Source organism: Acidianus sp. HS-5 (assembly GCF_021655615.1).
Taxonomy (GTDB): Archaea; Thermoproteota; Thermoprotei_A; order Sulfolobales; family Sulfolobaceae; genus Acidianus.
This window is the reverse complement of record NZ_AP025245.1, coordinates 1454563-1468546: the sequence shown is the minus strand read 5'-3', so window position 1 is coordinate 1468546 and position 13984 is coordinate 1454563. Positions and strand designations below refer to the sequence as shown.

The following is a 13984-nucleotide window of genomic DNA, read 5'->3' as shown; positions in this document are numbered from 1 at the left end:
GTTTTTATTATCATAAAAAATAGTTGATCATGATGAACCCAGTTAAAGTAATAATAAAGAGAGAGGACTTTATCTTCGCTAAGAAGCTTCTGTGGAAGATGCGGAATACTAAGTTTGATGAAAAGAGGTTCATGAAAGAGGGTAAAGATTACTTGTTCGATTATGCGGAAAAGAACGTTGGACCTCTAGACCCTGCCAGGAGGGCTTTTCTGAAAGGTCTTCTTATTGGAATTGGTGTAGTTGCAGTTGCCTCTGCAGTACCTCTTATAAATTCTCTTAACCCCGAGGTAGTAACTTTGAAGAAGTTTCCTTGGATGGTTATAGTTAATTCTGATGGAGTTCCCATAGAGGCTTCCAAGATCCCCGTAAACAATCCTGAAATCCTCCTTTTTGAGTATCCAATGCTAGGTGATATCACCTTCCTTCTTAATATGGGAGACGAGAACGATAAACCGGTGGAAATAAAGCCTACGGAAGTCCTCATACCTCAGACCGGGAAGACTTACCATTTCCCAGGTGGAGTAGGTCCTTACAAATCAATAGTAGCCTACAGCGCAATTTGCCAGCATTTAGGTTGCACTCCTCCAGAAATACACTTTTATCCACCGCAGTATTTTAAGCCAGGAGGAGTAGTTCCAGACTTCCTACCGCCTTCAGCGTATCAAGCAGCATTGAGTGCCAATGCAAAGAGCGTTATCCACTGTGACTGTCACGGTTCTACATACGATCCGTGGCATGGCGCTGCAGTAATAACAGGACCTACAGTTAGACCTTTACCTTACGTTCAGCTATACTGGGATTCCAGTACTGACTACCTATATGCTGTCTCAATGAACACTAAGGCTCCACCAATTATGGACCACACTTCAGACTTAGAAGGTGCTGCATACTTAGATTCATATGATGAAAAGACGGAATGCCCTAAATTAATACTTTCTAAAGGTAAAAAGCCAACTAATTGTTATACTCAAACTCAAGACGACGGTGATCCTTTCGGGGGTGGGTGAAGTGAGCAGGCTGGGCTTAGCAATAGTTTCCTTAATTTTCGTAGCTACTGCGGCTTTAGCGGCTTTCATTATTTATACAATACTTTGGGACTCCTCTCCAGTAAACCTTATTGCAAGCCTTTTATAAGAAAATCTTATAAGTTACTTTATTTTTATATGTTTTTATGAATTTAAGACTTAACCTCGTAATAATCTCCATGATATTCTTTTTCATTATATCAATTCCTCTTGACTTCCTGTTACCGTCAGTCATAGGAGCAGAGGCGACTACTATAATCGATGCAGCCATCTACATTATCCTAGCCTCTTTATCGTTTTTCCTTATCTTCTTCAAAGATTTTTACTGATTTTTGAAAATAGACTTTTTAAGTTTAAATTCGATAAATACCATGATGAGCTCCAAGTTACTAAATATGTACGAAAACATGACTGGAACTTTCTCCAGACATTACTATACGCCAGCCCTAGCTTTAGGAGAGCTTTTTACACTAATAATAACATACGTTGCGGGAATGGGGATTGCAGTGTACAAATTACCGCTGTTAGGTTATCCTATAACTGCGCACATTTACGCAGCGGCTTTTGACGTTATCTTAGCAATCTCCTTATACGGTTCTACAACTAGGAGCGGTAATTTCACTTTAAGAATTCTTGCAGTCCTCGACATTATATCAGTTTTGGCCGCGGCTTTTGAGGGACTGTTTTACTTCGGAGGATTTTCTACTCCCTGCTACGCAATAGGAATGGGCACCGGGTTCGTGTTTACGATAGCGTTTACTTCGGCAATATTCTTTTATTCTTTAAGAAGATAAATCTTTTTTAATTCGAATTTTTTGATGAAAGATTTATTTAATAGTTAAAACAATCTTATTTTGATGATCTATGGCTTCGCAAGTAGGTAGGAATACTCCTGTTTTAGTTGCATCTACTGTTGAAACTATCTTACTCATGGGGGCTTTCATAGCAGGAATAACCACTCTGTTGAACGATCAATTTCCAATAAAGGAAGCATGGATGGCCGCAATACTTTCTGCTCACTTAAGCCTTGCATTGCTCAGTGGATTAGGTGCCGTTCTCCTATTCTCGTTAACTTATTTGAGCAATAGGAAGGACTTATTTTACCTTGGGATTACAACTGCGGTGTTTGTTGGTTTAGCAGCTGCAGGCGGTTTAGCTTTTTACGCTACTTATAACTACGACTTTTCTTATCTAATGGCTATATCTTTCATGATAGCTATAATATCTTCCGTAGGTGCAGTAGTTTATTCTTTATAGGCGAGCAAATTGGTACCAATAAACTTTATTTTGAACGTAGTTCACGGTTTTTTCGGCATGATATATTACGGAGCAGTCCTCCTTTTTGGTTTATTCTTTCCAAAGCTAGAAAAAGTGGAAAATGAGGGTGAATTTCTCACTACACTTTTTCCTTCACTTGTGTCTTTTATAGAATCTACTGGTATGATAACCGTGGTATTTGGAGCTGGAGAGTTCATTCACTACATGATAGGGTATTATAAAGACGGAGGGATGCAGGAAGTTCAGAAGGTTTTGCTCACTGGATGGGGATTTTCCATATTGTTAGGAGGTATTCTGGGCCTTGCAGGATTTCTAGTAGGCCTAAATATAGGGTTTCTTTTTGAGAGAATATTTAAGGCTTACAAATCAATAGACCCTTCATCAATTAGGGAAGTGGAAAAACTGAAGGCTAAACTATCTTTTTACTCCAAACTCGGTGCTGTACTCCTAACCTTGGCAGTAATACTCATGATACTCGGAGTATCTTTTCTGCAATTACCTCAGTGAAAGCACAGAGTCTTTAATCCCTTCTTATAAAGAAGTTGTACTTCAATTTCCTTGGGCGTTAAGCCCGAGTTCTTATTAAATTCTAAATCAGATGTGAATTAAAAATAAGTTTTTAGCTTTGATAAAAATTGACTAGCCGCAAAGCAAAAAAGAGAAGGATTAAAGTCTATAGCTGTACTTAGATTTTGATAACAGTATCATAAATACTGAGATTAACAGTAATATTGTAGGAGTGTAAAATCTTGGTTCTGGGGCAAAATAATCCATGTAAGACGTGAATATTGCAAGGTAATAGAGGATTAAGGAAATGACTAGAAGTGCTATTCCTCCTATTAGCCAGGATTTAATGTATGTATAGGTAGTAAATAATTCTTGCCAGTCCGCTTTCTTATTATCAACAAGTAAGGCAGTATCCTTCATGAACGTTAAGCTCTTATCTGAACCGAACATTGCAAAGCCGTTCATTTTGTTGAATCCTAGATCTTTAGCCTCTTGATTCCCTTTCTCTACGTTAAATTTCAACATTTTAGCGATCTCTTCTGCATTATTCACGTTAGATTCCACTGGTTTGCCGTCTTTATCTATTTTTACGTGACCTATGTATCCTTTAACTTTTTTCATACATTATCCCCTCCATTGTTTTTACAACCAAATCCCAGTTAGTTTTCATTGCGTCAACGACTAGCAGTATGCCATTAATGTAGGCAAAACCTGTATCGTCTAAGATCATAGCAAATCCCTGCAGTGAACCTAAGCCTATTTTCTGTGCTTCATCTTCTCCTATCCTCATGTTCTCCATTACTATGTCTGTCAGCTTATCTAAATCTATGTTGACTCCTCCACCTTCAACTTTTGTGAACTTGCCTCCTTGAAGCTTGTAAACTCCAAGCAGTCCGGGTATTCTTGAATAGTTCATGTCTACCAATATGTATATATGTATACTTGGTTAATAAATGTTATTATAATAACTTTATCAGTTTAATAAGAAGAATTTAATAAACATTTTTTCATGATTTTTAGACCTAACACTAATATCGAAATGTACTAAACTTTATATTTTTCGAATATAAATAAATTAAGTAAAGTTTAAATTCTTAGCAGAGAATATTATCATGATAATTATGATAAAAGCTTCATTTATAGGTGTAGGAAAAATAGGACAAACAATAGCCTACTCATCAATAACTAAGGGAATATTCGATGAAGTTATCCTTTATGATATCATTCCTGAACTTCCCGAAAAATTCGAACATGAGCTTAGACATGCATTAGCTTCCCTAAGAATTGATACTGAAATTACTGGGACTAACTCCCTAGATGATGTAACGGGTTCAGATATTATAGTGATTACTGCAGGAAGACCGAGGAAGCCCGGGATGAGTAGGAGGGATTTATTTGCTGACAATGCAAAGATTATTATTCAACTTGCTAAAGAATTGCCTAAAAGAAACCCTGGAGCAATTTACGTAATGGTATCAAATCCAGTAGATATGATGGCTTCGGTCTTTGCAAAGTACTCCAAAGAATACGTAATAAGTACTGGAGATCAAGTGGAAAGCATGAGGTTAAGAGCTTATATTTCAAAGATCCTTCACGTCCCCGTTAGTTTGGTTGACGGCTTTGTTGGGGGAGAACACGGAGAGGATGCTGTCGTACTGTGGAGCACCGTTTCTGTAGATAGGAAACAAGTTGGAGATCTTCCTAAAGAACAAGTGGAAAAATACGTAAAGAGTATTCCTGCAGATATAATAAGAGTAATGGGTGGAACTACTTGGGGACCTGGAACAATAATTGCTGATATAATTAAGGCGATTGCCCTCAACGAGAATAGGGTAATGAGCATTGCTATACCTAGGCAATACGAGGATGAAATAATTCATGTTAGTATTCCTACTGTAGTAGGAAGTAAAATGGGTCCAACATTGGAAGACCACTTAAGTGAAGACGATAGGTGGCACTTGATTGCAGCTATGAAGGACTATTATAACGCATACAAGGAAATGTTAAAGAGTATAGAAGGAGGAGAAGAGAAGATAATAAGTTAAAAAAGGGAAAAATTTCTATACTTTTGTACCAAGCATCTGGTCAGCACATTTCCTTAAATCGCTTTCTATTTTTTCTTCTATTCCTGTGGGTAAGTAGTATATATAAGTAGGTCTACCTATTCTTCCGTTTTCTGATTTTTTCCTTATTATTAGCCCTATATCTGCCAGCCTCTTTAAACTTCCATCAACTGTGGTTTTACTCACCCTCAGTAACTTAGAAAGTTCTTGTGAAGTTATTGGTCTCCTTATTTCGAGTATTTTTAGGAAAACATCAACGTCCGATTCACTAAGCTTATAACAACATTTTATATTGTGCCTTACATCAATTTGCGTTTCCATATGATATAATGGTTATTCTACCTAAAAAACTTTTTTATCTTTTTTATTGAAGATTATACTAAGATAAATTATAGAAAATAATTTTTAACTAAAGTTAATAGTTGTCAATAATATGTTAAAAAGGCTCACTTAAGTATTTCTCTTGAGATTATTAACTTCATAACATTTAGAGCTCCTTCTGCGCCCAATAAATAGGACATGAGCCCCCTCATGCCGGCCTCAATTACCGCATCTTTCGTATAACCGTAAGCTCCGAACCACATCATGACACTCTTTATTACTTCAAACGCAGTCTGCGGAGCAATCAGCTTAACCATTGCAGAAAACTTCGGTATTTCGCTCTTGAATTTTTCCTCGTTGTCCAACATCCAGGCTGATTTATAAACCAAAAGTCTAGCCATTTCAATCTTTGTATAAAGCTCTGCAGCTTCAAAAGCTATCGATTGAAGATCCTTTAATTTAACTCCAAAAGCTTCTCTCTCTTTTATATACTTTAACCCTTCATCAAGTATAGCTTCTGCAGAACCTATGCATGCGGACGCAACTAAAACTCTAGCATGGTTAAACCCGTCCATTGCATAGTAAAAACCTTTGTTCTCTTCTCCTACGAGATACTTCTCGTCTATTTTCACATTGTTATATTTTATTATTCCAGTTGAGATTCCCATTCTGCCCATATTTTCTATCTTAGATACTGAAATTCCTTCCAAATTTATTGGAATATAAATTATGGATATTCCTTTATGTCCTTTTTCTCCAGTCCTAACTAAAGTTAAGTGTCCACCACCTAACTCTTTTGCCTCCATAACTCCACTTATGTAAGCCTTTTCTCCGTTAATTACATACTTTCCGCCCTCTTTTTTGGCTGAAGTTTTTAAGTTTGCGACGTCACTACCTCCAGTAGGTTCTGTTGAAGCTATTCCCAGGAAATTCTCTCCGCTAACGACTTTAGGCAGAACTTCCTTTCTTAGTTCTTCTGAACCGTATTTATCTAAAATGTAGCCCCAACTATTTTCTAAGAGGAAAAATACTGCTGTAGCCATGGTAAAGTCAGATCTTGCAATTTCTTCTGCAGCTATAGATGCTAATGTGAATGACGCGTGTTGACCTCCAACGTCTTCTGAGAAAGTTAAAGACCACAATCCCAGCTTTGTTGCATCTAATATGAAATCCTTTGGTATTCCTTTTTCATCTATTTCCCTTAATCTAGGCCTCAGGGATTTTGAAAAGTACTCTCTAAGGTTTTCTTGGAAAATCTTTTCCTCATCAGAAAATTCGAAGTCCATATCAGAAAGACGATCTGGAAAATAAATATTCATCTCTCGATTGAGTATAATTTAGTAATAAGAACTCCTTGATTGCATCGCGGAGAAAGTGAGTGTGTATAAAAACATAAAAAAAGAATTGATTTTCTCTCACATATCTCCTTTTATCCTCTATATTTTAATGGTACGAAATCCCTCTTTATTGGTCCAACGTATAACGCTCTAGGTCTAATTAACCTGTGTTGTTCCTCGACGTATTCTATTATATGAGCCAGCCATCCTAAAACTCTAGATAACGCAAACAAGGTAGTATACATGTACTCAGGAAATCCGAGAGAGTAGAAGACAATTCCGGAGTAGAAGTCGACGTTTGGATAAATCTTCTTTTCAGCAAAATGCTTAATTCCCAACTCCTCCAGTTTTGTAGCTATCTTGTAGTACTTTTCTGCGTCTGGGGTTTTTGCCAACGTTTCTGCATATTTTTTAAATATCTTAGCCCTTGGATCGTAAGTCTTGTAAACCCTGTGCCCAAAACCCATTAGTCTGTTCTTTTCCTTTATTATTTTCTCGTCGAACCAATCTTCTACTTTTCCTTCATCGCCTATTTCTTTAAGCTGTTCAAATGTAGCCTCTGCTGCTCCTCCGTGAAGCGGACCTTTTAGCGCTGCTAATGCGGAAACCATGCAAGAATACATGTCAGATAATGTAGATGCAGTAACTAGAGCAGCAGTAGTTGATGCCGGTACTTCGTGATCTGTATAGATTATTAAAGTAGCGTTCATAGCCTTTACCTCCTCTTCTGAAGGCTTTCTGGAAAACGCTGTTTCTAGGAAAGTCCTTGCATAACTCCCTGAAGGTTCAGGGACTTTAGGCTTTAATCCTTCCTTTATTCTGTAAATGTTTGAAACTAAAGTTGAAGTTTTTGCTATTACTTCTATAGCTCTCCATTTGTTCTCTTCCTTATTCCATGGATAGTTATAAAAGGAACCAAGCATGCTAAATGCAGTCTCAAGCATTCCTACAGCGTCTGCGTCGTGAGGTAAGTGTTCTAGCACTTCAAATACTTGATAAGGAACGTTATAACTCTCGTTTATTTTTTCCTTTATTTTAGATAGCTGTGAAGAAGTAGGTAGTTCTCCGAAAAGCATTAAGTGGATTATTTCCTCATACTCGCAGTTTTCCACTAAATCGTTAATATCGTATCCTCCGTAACGTAAAATTCCCGCTTCTCCGTCGATGTAAGTAAGTGATGTAGTTTTTATAAAGACGTTTTCTAAACCTTTGCTTACTTCACTCATTTTAATCACTTCCTAACCATTCTTCCTGTGAAACTGTAGCCAAAGCCTTCAAGACATAGCTTTCCCTTATGAGGTCTCTGATAGAAATTACTCCCTTGAAATTCCCTTCTTTATCTATAACAACCAAATGACGTATGCCGTATTTGTTCATCTTTTCTGCAGCAGTGTAAACTGTGTCGTCCTCATACACGGTAATTAAATCCATTGTTCCTACATTCTCAATTTTCTCTATGAGAGGTATTCCTTTCGCTAAAGCCTTTACTATATCCCTTTCAGTAATTATACCTACTGGCTTCTCCTTGTCAGTAATTACTACAGAACCTATGTTCATTGAAGCCATTATTTTAATAACGTCCTCTACTTTAGTCCCTTTTTCTGCAGTTATTGGAGTCTTTGATATTAGGAATTTAACTTTACTTGCCATAAATTATAATATACTTTTAGATAATTATAAAAGTATCTCTAATAAGGTATTATAGGAATTATTTTAAACTTTAAAAAGAAGGAAGAAAAATTAACGTATTTCATTTAATGACGCGTAAAGTATATCTCTTTCCGTTACGATACCTTTAATTCCGTCAACTAATAGAGAACCTATTCTCTTCTCGTTCATGATCTTTACTGCCTTCATTATTGTATCTGTACCACTTATTACAAAAGGGTTCTTAGTCTCTATTTCGTTCACAGTATGAAGACCTTTTGCTAAAGCTTTAACTATGTCTGCAGCAGTTACGATTCCCTCAACTTCCCTTCCCCTGACTACAGGTAACCTTCTTATTCCTTCATATTCCATTAATTTCGACGCAAAAAGCAAGTCCACATCAGGAGGAATTGTTACAACGTTAGAAGTCATTATTGATTCAACTATTCCAGAGAACATCATCTTCGACAGTAACCTTATTAAATCCCTTTCAGTAAAAATTCCCCTTAGTGTCTTACTTGAGGTCACTACTAAGCTTCCAATCTTCTTACTAGCCATAATCCTCACAGCGTCACTTACTTCCTCGTCCTCGTCTACGGTAATTATTCCATGAGTTGCAATATCTTCAGCTTTGGCCTCAAATATATCATCCTCAAATTTTGAATAAGCGTTGACCACATCTCTGGAGGATATTATACCTACTGCCTCTTCTCTATCCATTACTATTACTCTTCCAGAAGGTATAGTTGAGAGCACGTTAATTATTTCTTTTCCGCTATCTTCACCGCTTACTGTCACTACTATTTTACTCATTACATCTCCTACTTTCATAATTATAATTATCTTTTTCTCATTCATAAACTTTTGTTCCTACAAACTTTTATTTGCATACTGCGAAAATGAAATATGAAGGTATTATTTATAGCCGGAGATGAGTTTGAAGATATAGAACTTCTTTATCCTTTTTATAGGATAATAGAAGAAGGTTTTAAGCCAGTAATTGCAGGAAAAGAGAGAGGAGGAAAGATTATAGGAAAGCATGGATATAGCGTAATAGCTGATGTCTCATTCAGTGAAGTTAAAGTTGAAGATTATCTAGCCCTAGTGATTCCAGGCGGAAGGGGACCAGAAAAGATCAGAACTCTACCAGAAGTTAAGGAAATCACAAGAAAATTCTTTGAACTAAAGAAGCCTGTAGCTGCCATCTGTCACGGACCTCAGATCTTAATTTCTGCAGGAGTTGTAAAAGGTAGAAAAATGACTTCAGTATCTTCAATAAAAGATGACGTGATTGCTGCAGGAGGAGAATACGTTGATGCTCCAGTAGTTGAGGACGAGAACTTAATATCTTCTAGACATCCAGGCGATTTACCTTTCTTCGCCTCATCGTTAATAAAAATGCTAAAAGGAAAGAAAATGTAAAGAGGAAAGAAAAAAGGTTATACTTTTTGATCCGGAGATAGTTCTTCGTACTTCTTAAAAGCTAAATACCACGTCTTTGCATTAGGTAACTTCATTCTTAACTCAGCTTCATCTAAAGTCGTTGGGGCAGGTATTATAACATCTCCTCCGGGCTCCCAGTCTACTGGTAGGGAAACTTTAGCCTTGTAATTAACTATAGCCGCCTTGGTTATCCTTAGTAGTTCCTCAATCTTCCTTCCATATTCTATTGGGTAATAAGCCATGAACCTTATTGTACCTTCTGGATTTACTAGAAATACTGCCCTGATTGTTACGCCGGAGTTTTCATCTATGATGTCTAAAGTTCTAGCTAATTTCTTATCAGGATCGGCTATTAGAGGGAAAGGAATTTTAATTCCATACCTTTGTTCTATGTCACTTAACCAAGCAATATGAGAATATATACTGTCAACGCTCATTCCCACGAGTTCTACATTTAATCTCTTAAACTCATCGTATGCTTTTGCAAAAGCTACGAATTCCGTAGTGCATACTGGAGTGAAATCCGCAGGATGGGCGAAGAGGAATAACCATTTCCCTTTTCCGAACACATCTTTGTAAAAATCTATTGCTCCCTTAGTTGTTAGGACTTGCACGTCTGGGAACTTTTGATAGAGTTTCATGTTCTCTACTATGTATTAGAGTAAAATAATATAAATTAGACTATTTGTGCAAAATTTGCATTTATCGATGTATATGTATAAATGAAAAAATTTTATGTTAAAAGTCCTAACTTTATATCGCGATTATCTTTAACAGTGTTTAAATTAAAAAGTATAAAGCATTAGCTTAAATCTCCTGAGACTAAGTTAATATTATGGATAGAAAGTTTGAAGACCTTCCTTGCTCCGCAAAGCTTGTTTTAAAAGTTATAGAGATGAAAGGAAAGACTACATTTAAGGAATTAAAAGAGGAAACTCTCCTTCCCGATAGGACTTTAAGGGAAGCTATAAAAATACTAAAGGAAAGGGGAGCAATAAGAAGCAAAATTTGCTTAGAAGACACTAGAACTAGATATTATGAGATGTCGTGTTTAGAATTAACGGATGAACTAGAAAAAGTGGAGAAAGAAAAAGGATAAATGAATTATACTTCTTTTTCTCTCAATATTTCATCTATTATTGTAGTCGGCTTTCCTTCTTTCTCTATCTTTACTTTAGCAGGAGATAATATTTTATAGCTGGGACTTGAGACCGAGATTCTATCTTCAAAAGTATCCCTTTCTTCCTTGTAGAATATCCCTATTGGTATTTTATCTCCCCACTCTAACGCCTTCTCCATTGCTTGCAGGTACTTCTTTTTCTTATCTTCCTCATTCCTCACTACTGGATCCCAATCGAGTTTGTAAATCCTCTTATCGTACCACTCCTTAGTGTTTATATCGTTATAAGTAGGACAGGGCTGGAGAATATCTACTAAGGCTAAACCTTTATGCTTTATAGCTTCTTTTATTAACTCCTTTAAGTGCTTTACGTCATATGCATAGCCTCTTGCAACAAAAGTATATCCAGAAGCTAAGGCTACGGCCAAGGGATTTATGTCATCATTTATATTCGGCTTTGGTAATGACTTAGTTTTTTCACCTTTTTTCAGCGTTGGTGAAGCTTGACCTTTAGTCAGTCCATAAACTCCGTTATCGTGGACTATTACAGTTATATCAACATTCCTCCTTCCTACACTGACAAAATGTCCAACTCCTATACCTAACTGGTCGCCATCTCCCGCATTAACTATTACCTCTAACTCTGGGTTAGCTAATTTAACTCCTATAGCGAAAGGTATTGCTCTACCGTGAAGTGTATGGACACCGGAAACTGGAATCCTAACGAAGTGCGGTAATTTACCAGAACACCCTATACCGGATACTAAAACTACTTTTTTCAAGTCAATGCCGAGCTCCGATATTGCCTGCTGTTCTGCATTTAATATACCGAAATTTCCACAGCCAGGGCACCAATCATTCCATTCAGCTACCTGCATTTAACACCACCTTTTTCTCTCCTTTTATTGCGGATAGAATTCCTTCCTTTACTTCATCCCTACCCATAGGTCTACCGTTCCACTTAAGTATGTAATTTGTGACCTCAACTCCGTACTGCTTTAGGAGTACTGCAACTTGTCCCTCATAATTTCCTTCGATATCTATAATCCTCTCCTTATCTTCAAGCAACTTCTTCAAGCTCTTAGGGAAGGGATTAAACATCCTTAGCTGAAATACTGCAAACTTCTGATCAATATCTTCAACAGCATCCAACACTGCCCCTTTAGGTGAACCCCAAGTTACTATCGCATATTTTGAATCTAAATCTCCATAAACATTATACCTCTTTTCTTCCGGAATCTCCTTATCAGCAGTTTCCAATTTTCTCATCCTCTTTTCATACATTTTTACCCTATTCACGGGATCTTCAGAAATGTGACCGAAAGTATTGTGCTCATCTCCTGTATAATAAATTGTAGATTCTCCCAATAATAGCCTTGGAGAAATTCCGTTCTCTGTGAACTTAAACCTCTCGCTACCTTCTCCGAAAATTCCCCTATCAATTTCCGTATCTTCTCCTATCTCGTCTAGGTCTACTATGGAATACGCGTTAGCTAAGGCTTTCTCAACTAGATGAATTACCGGAGTCTGGTACTTTTCTGCCAAATTGAAAGCCCAGGCTGCATCCTTTAGAGCTTCTACGTGATCCCCAGAGGCAATAACTATTCTTGGGAACTCGCCGTGTCCTACGTGCATTGCAAAAAGTAAGTCTGCTTGTGAAGTCCTAGTAGGTTGGCCTGTAGAAGGACCTCCCCTCATGTAATAAGTTATTACTAAGGGAACTTCGTTCATTCCAGCCCAACCTACCCCTTCAGTCATTAGAGAAAATCCTGGGCCGGAAGTTGCTGTAGCCGCCCTAACTCCAGTTAATGCTGCTCCAGAAGCCATATTTACTGCTGCTAATTCATCTTCTGCCTGAACTACTACTATAGTCCTCTTTCTCTTATCTCCGGTTACAGGATCTACGTAAAGGACTTCTTGGTGAGCCTCAATGTAAGTACTTTCATCGCTTGCGGGAGTTATTGGGTAGTAAGATTGAAAACCTATCCCTCCGTAAATTTTTCCTATAGCCACTGCAGTGTTTCCGTCTATTTGAATTCTCCTCTTCTTCTGCGGAAGTTCTTTAAGGTCGAAAATTGGAGACAGCACAACTTTATCTGCAGCACATATGTTTAGTTTTACGAAAGTTTCCTGCTTGAAAGTTCTCTTTAAAGCGTCGTATAAATAATCCTTTCTTAAGCCTAAGAGATCGTAAGATGCTGATATTGCGATAGTGTTCCTAGCTCTATCAACAACTGAAAGGGGAAGCTTCATTTCTTCAGCAACTTTTTTCAGGACTTCGTCATAATCTATTCCGATTGTTGTGATCCCCTTGTTTCCCAGATAATCAATTACCTCTTTGACAGTCTTGAAAGGTATTCTTTCTGCAGTTTCCGGCTCTATACTTTGTATTCTCTCCTTTTCAGTGTTAACTATCCCTTTATTGTAAATGAGAACTTTCTGAACATCTTGATAGTGTTGAAACACAGTTTCCGCATCAAATGAGGCTAAAATATCAACCTTATGAGAAATACTCCTAGCTCTCTCATCGCTTATTGTTAGGTTAAAGTAAGAATGCCTGCCTTTTATGTTAGAATAATATTCCCTGTTACCGTAAATATAATATCCCGCTCTAGCTATCGCATTGCCGAAAATGTTGGCAGAGGTGTCAACTCCTGTTCCTTGTGCTCCTCCTATCATCCAAGTAATTTTCATTCTTCCTCAATCTATAATTATGAAAAACGAATATTTAAAAGAATATAATGAATGATAAAAAGTTTACTAAAAAAGTTTAAGCAAATTATTGTGCACAATAGAAGATCTTAATATAAAATGTTAAATAACAAAGTGTCTAAACAGTAAAGTATTTATAAAAATAGGAGTTCAAAAGGGGAAAACTTCGCCGTTTACGGTAAACTCTAAAATCATCTCACAAATATAAATCTCATATTTTTCTTTATAAGTGAAAGAATATACGTTATTATACTCATAACCAGGAGTATTAAGAATAATGTATCAAATAGTCTGCGTAAATAAAATAGGTTTTAACATTCATATTTTCGCCATTTTTCTAATATCGTGATAATATTCCTTCTCTATCTTAGATTTAGAAAATTTCCCTCTTAATTAGTAAAAACTTCTTGCACCTTTGTATTCTCTATGAACATAGTCGAATCATGAAGGTCAGGGACAAATCATGAGACAGCACACAACGCGTATAACTCTGTGAAATAGCAGGAATCATATGTCAGACAGTGTTGTTAT

Annotated in this window: 19 protein-coding genes; 9 read left to right on the top strand and 10 right to left on the bottom strand. The window is 36.9% G+C overall.

The window, feature by feature from the left end; translation table 11 throughout:
- The first annotated feature begins 32 nt into the window (after window positions 1-32).
- From HS5_RS07930 to HS5_RS07910, 6 genes are all read left to right on the top strand, one after another.
- Entirely contained in the window at window positions 33-1007 is a 975-nt protein-coding gene (locus tag HS5_RS07930) for a Rieske 2Fe-2S domain-containing protein (protein WP_236753499.1), read from the top strand.
- A gap of 1 nt (window position 1008) precedes the next feature.
- Complete coding sequence (locus HS5_RS14510; protein WP_256445532.1) at window positions 1009-1134, top strand: hypothetical protein; 126 nt, start codon at window positions 1009-1011, stop codon at window positions 1132-1134.
- A gap of 37 nt (window positions 1135-1171) precedes the next feature.
- The gene (locus HS5_RS07925) at window positions 1172-1354 is read left to right on the top strand and encodes a hypothetical protein (protein WP_236750765.1); all 183 of its coding nucleotides are present in this window, start codon (window positions 1172-1174) and stop codon (window positions 1352-1354) included.
- Between the two features lie 45 nt (window positions 1355-1399).
- Window positions 1400-1819 (top strand): hypothetical protein, encoded by a 420-nt coding sequence (locus tag HS5_RS07920; protein WP_236750763.1) that lies wholly within the window; start codon window positions 1400-1402, stop codon window positions 1817-1819.
- Between the two features lie 70 nt (window positions 1820-1889).
- Entirely contained in the window at window positions 1890-2282 is a 393-nt protein-coding gene (locus HS5_RS07915) for a hypothetical protein (RefSeq protein WP_236750761.1), read from the top strand.
- A 9-nt stretch (window positions 2283-2291) separates the two neighbouring features.
- The gene (locus tag HS5_RS07910; protein WP_236750759.1) at window positions 2292-2810 is read left to right on the top strand and encodes a hypothetical protein; all 519 of its coding nucleotides are present in this window, start codon (window positions 2292-2294) and stop codon (window positions 2808-2810) included.
- A gap of 159 nt (window positions 2811-2969) precedes the next feature.
- Here the strand turns inward: HS5_RS07910 and HS5_RS07905 are convergent, their stop codons facing one another.
- Together HS5_RS07905 and HS5_RS07900 are read right to left on the bottom strand one after the other, a co-directional pair.
- Window positions 2970-3431 (bottom strand): hypothetical protein, encoded by a 462-nt coding sequence (locus HS5_RS07905; protein ID WP_236750758.1) that lies wholly within the window; start codon window positions 3429-3431, stop codon window positions 2970-2972.
- Complete coding sequence (locus HS5_RS07900; protein ID WP_236753497.1) at window positions 3418-3726, bottom strand: hypothetical protein; 309 nt, start codon at window positions 3724-3726, stop codon at window positions 3418-3420. Before HS5_RS07900 ends, HS5_RS07905 begins: the two co-directional genes overlap by 14 nt.
- Window positions 3727-3931: 205 nt before the next feature.
- On the opposite strand from HS5_RS07900, the gene HS5_RS07895 reads away from it, so the two are divergent.
- Window positions 3932-4855 (top strand): lactate/malate dehydrogenase family protein, encoded by a 924-nt coding sequence (locus HS5_RS07895; protein ID WP_236750757.1) that lies wholly within the window; start codon window positions 3932-3934, stop codon window positions 4853-4855.
- A gap of 15 nt (window positions 4856-4870) precedes the next feature.
- Here the strand turns inward: HS5_RS07895 and HS5_RS07890 are convergent, their stop codons facing one another.
- The 5 genes from HS5_RS07890 to HS5_RS07870 form a co-directional block, all read right to left on the bottom strand.
- Window positions 4871-5194, bottom strand: a complete 324-nt coding sequence (locus HS5_RS07890) for a helix-turn-helix domain-containing protein (protein WP_236750756.1) — start codon at window positions 5192-5194, stop codon at window positions 4871-4873.
- Between the two features lie 125 nt (window positions 5195-5319).
- Window positions 5320-6513: an acyl-CoA dehydrogenase family protein gene (locus tag HS5_RS07885; RefSeq protein ID WP_236750755.1), complete on the bottom strand. Its 1194-nt coding sequence runs from the start codon at window positions 6511-6513 to the stop codon at window positions 5320-5322.
- Window positions 6514-6623: 110 nt separating this feature from the next.
- Entirely contained in the window at window positions 6624-7757 is a 1134-nt protein-coding gene (gltA, locus tag HS5_RS07880) for a citrate synthase (RefSeq protein WP_236750754.1), read from the bottom strand.
- Window position 7758: 1 nt separating this feature from the next.
- The gene (locus tag HS5_RS07875) at window positions 7759-8181 is read right to left on the bottom strand and encodes a CBS domain-containing protein (protein ID WP_236750752.1); all 423 of its coding nucleotides are present in this window, start codon (window positions 8179-8181) and stop codon (window positions 7759-7761) included.
- 90 nt (window positions 8182-8271) lie between these two features.
- Complete coding sequence (locus HS5_RS07870) at window positions 8272-9009, bottom strand: CBS domain-containing protein (protein ID WP_236750750.1); 738 nt, start codon at window positions 9007-9009, stop codon at window positions 8272-8274.
- A 75-nt stretch (window positions 9010-9084) separates the two neighbouring features.
- Between HS5_RS07870 and HS5_RS07865 the strand changes: the two genes are divergently transcribed.
- Entirely contained in the window at window positions 9085-9600 is a 516-nt protein-coding gene (locus HS5_RS07865; RefSeq protein ID WP_236750749.1) for a type 1 glutamine amidotransferase domain-containing protein, read from the top strand.
- 17 nt (window positions 9601-9617) lie between these two features.
- On the opposite strand, the gene HS5_RS07860 is transcribed toward HS5_RS07865, so the two are convergent.
- Complete coding sequence (locus HS5_RS07860; RefSeq protein ID WP_236750748.1) at window positions 9618-10262, bottom strand: peroxiredoxin; 645 nt, start codon at window positions 10260-10262, stop codon at window positions 9618-9620.
- A 194-nt stretch (window positions 10263-10456) separates the two neighbouring features.
- Between HS5_RS07860 and HS5_RS07855 the strand changes: the two genes are divergently transcribed.
- On the top strand, window positions 10457-10720 hold the full coding sequence (locus HS5_RS07855) for a hypothetical protein (RefSeq protein WP_236750747.1): 264 nt from the start codon (window positions 10457-10459) through the stop codon (window positions 10718-10720).
- 5 nt (window positions 10721-10725) lie between these two features.
- Here HS5_RS07855 and HS5_RS07850 read toward each other — a convergent pair whose 3' ends face one another.
- Complete coding sequence (locus HS5_RS07850; RefSeq protein WP_236750746.1) at window positions 10726-11619, bottom strand: 2-oxoacid:ferredoxin oxidoreductase subunit beta; 894 nt, start codon at window positions 11617-11619, stop codon at window positions 10726-10728.
- A complete protein-coding gene (locus HS5_RS07845; RefSeq protein ID WP_236750745.1) occupies window positions 11606-13435 on the bottom strand; it encodes a 2-oxoacid:ferredoxin oxidoreductase subunit alpha in 1830 nt (609 codons plus the stop codon). Before HS5_RS07845 ends, HS5_RS07850 begins: the two co-directional genes overlap by 14 nt.
- Window positions 13436-13984: the final 549 nt, after the last annotated feature.

Bases quoted from the DNA above. Each gene is read 5' to 3' on its own strand.
- HS5_RS07930 (WP_236753499.1), top strand. From the start codon at position 33: ATGAACCCAGTTAAAGTAATAATAAAGAGAGAGGACTTTATCTTCGCT.
- HS5_RS07925 (WP_236750765.1), top strand. From the start codon at position 1,172: ATGAATTTAAGACTTAACCTCGTAATAATCTCCATGATATTCTTTTTC.
- HS5_RS07920 (WP_236750763.1), top strand. From the start codon at position 1,400: ATGAGCTCCAAGTTACTAAATATGTACGAAAACATGACTGGAACTTTC.
- HS5_RS07915 (WP_236750761.1), top strand. From the start codon at position 1,890: ATGGCTTCGCAAGTAGGTAGGAATACTCCTGTTTTAGTTGCATCTACT.
- HS5_RS07905 (WP_236750758.1), bottom strand. From the start codon at position 3,431: ATGAAAAAAGTTAAAGGATACATAGGTCACGTAAAAATAGATAAAGAC.
- HS5_RS07900 (WP_236753497.1), bottom strand. From the start codon at position 3,726: ATGAACTATTCAAGAATACCCGGACTGCTTGGAGTTTACAAGCTTCAA.
- HS5_RS07895 (WP_236750757.1), top strand. From the start codon at position 3,932: ATGATAAAAGCTTCATTTATAGGTGTAGGAAAAATAGGACAAACAATA.
- HS5_RS07890 (WP_236750756.1), bottom strand. From the start codon at position 5,194: ATGGAAACGCAAATTGATGTAAGGCACAATATAAAATGTTGTTATAAG.
- HS5_RS07885 (WP_236750755.1), bottom strand. From the start codon at position 6,513: ATGAATATTTATTTTCCAGATCGTCTTTCTGATATGGACTTCGAATTT.
- gltA (WP_236750754.1), bottom strand. From the start codon at position 7,757: ATGAGTGAAGTAAGCAAAGGTTTAGAAAACGTCTTTATAAAAACTACA.
- HS5_RS07875 (WP_236750752.1), bottom strand. From the start codon at position 8,181: ATGGCAAGTAAAGTTAAATTCCTAATATCAAAGACTCCAATAACTGCA.
- HS5_RS07870 (WP_236750750.1), bottom strand. From the start codon at position 9,009: ATGAAAGTAGGAGATGTAATGAGTAAAATAGTAGTGACAGTAAGCGGT.
- HS5_RS07865 (WP_236750749.1), top strand. From the start codon at position 9,085: ATGAAGGTATTATTTATAGCCGGAGATGAGTTTGAAGATATAGAACTT.
- HS5_RS07860 (WP_236750748.1), bottom strand. From the start codon at position 10,262: ATGAAACTCTATCAAAAGTTCCCAGACGTGCAAGTCCTAACAACTAAG.
- HS5_RS07855 (WP_236750747.1), top strand. From the start codon at position 10,457: ATGGATAGAAAGTTTGAAGACCTTCCTTGCTCCGCAAAGCTTGTTTTA.
- HS5_RS07850 (WP_236750746.1), bottom strand. From the start codon at position 11,619: ATGCAGGTAGCTGAATGGAATGATTGGTGCCCTGGCTGTGGAAATTTC.
- HS5_RS07845 (WP_236750745.1), bottom strand. From the start codon at position 13,435: ATGAAAATTACTTGGATGATAGGAGGAGCACAAGGAACAGGAGTTGAC.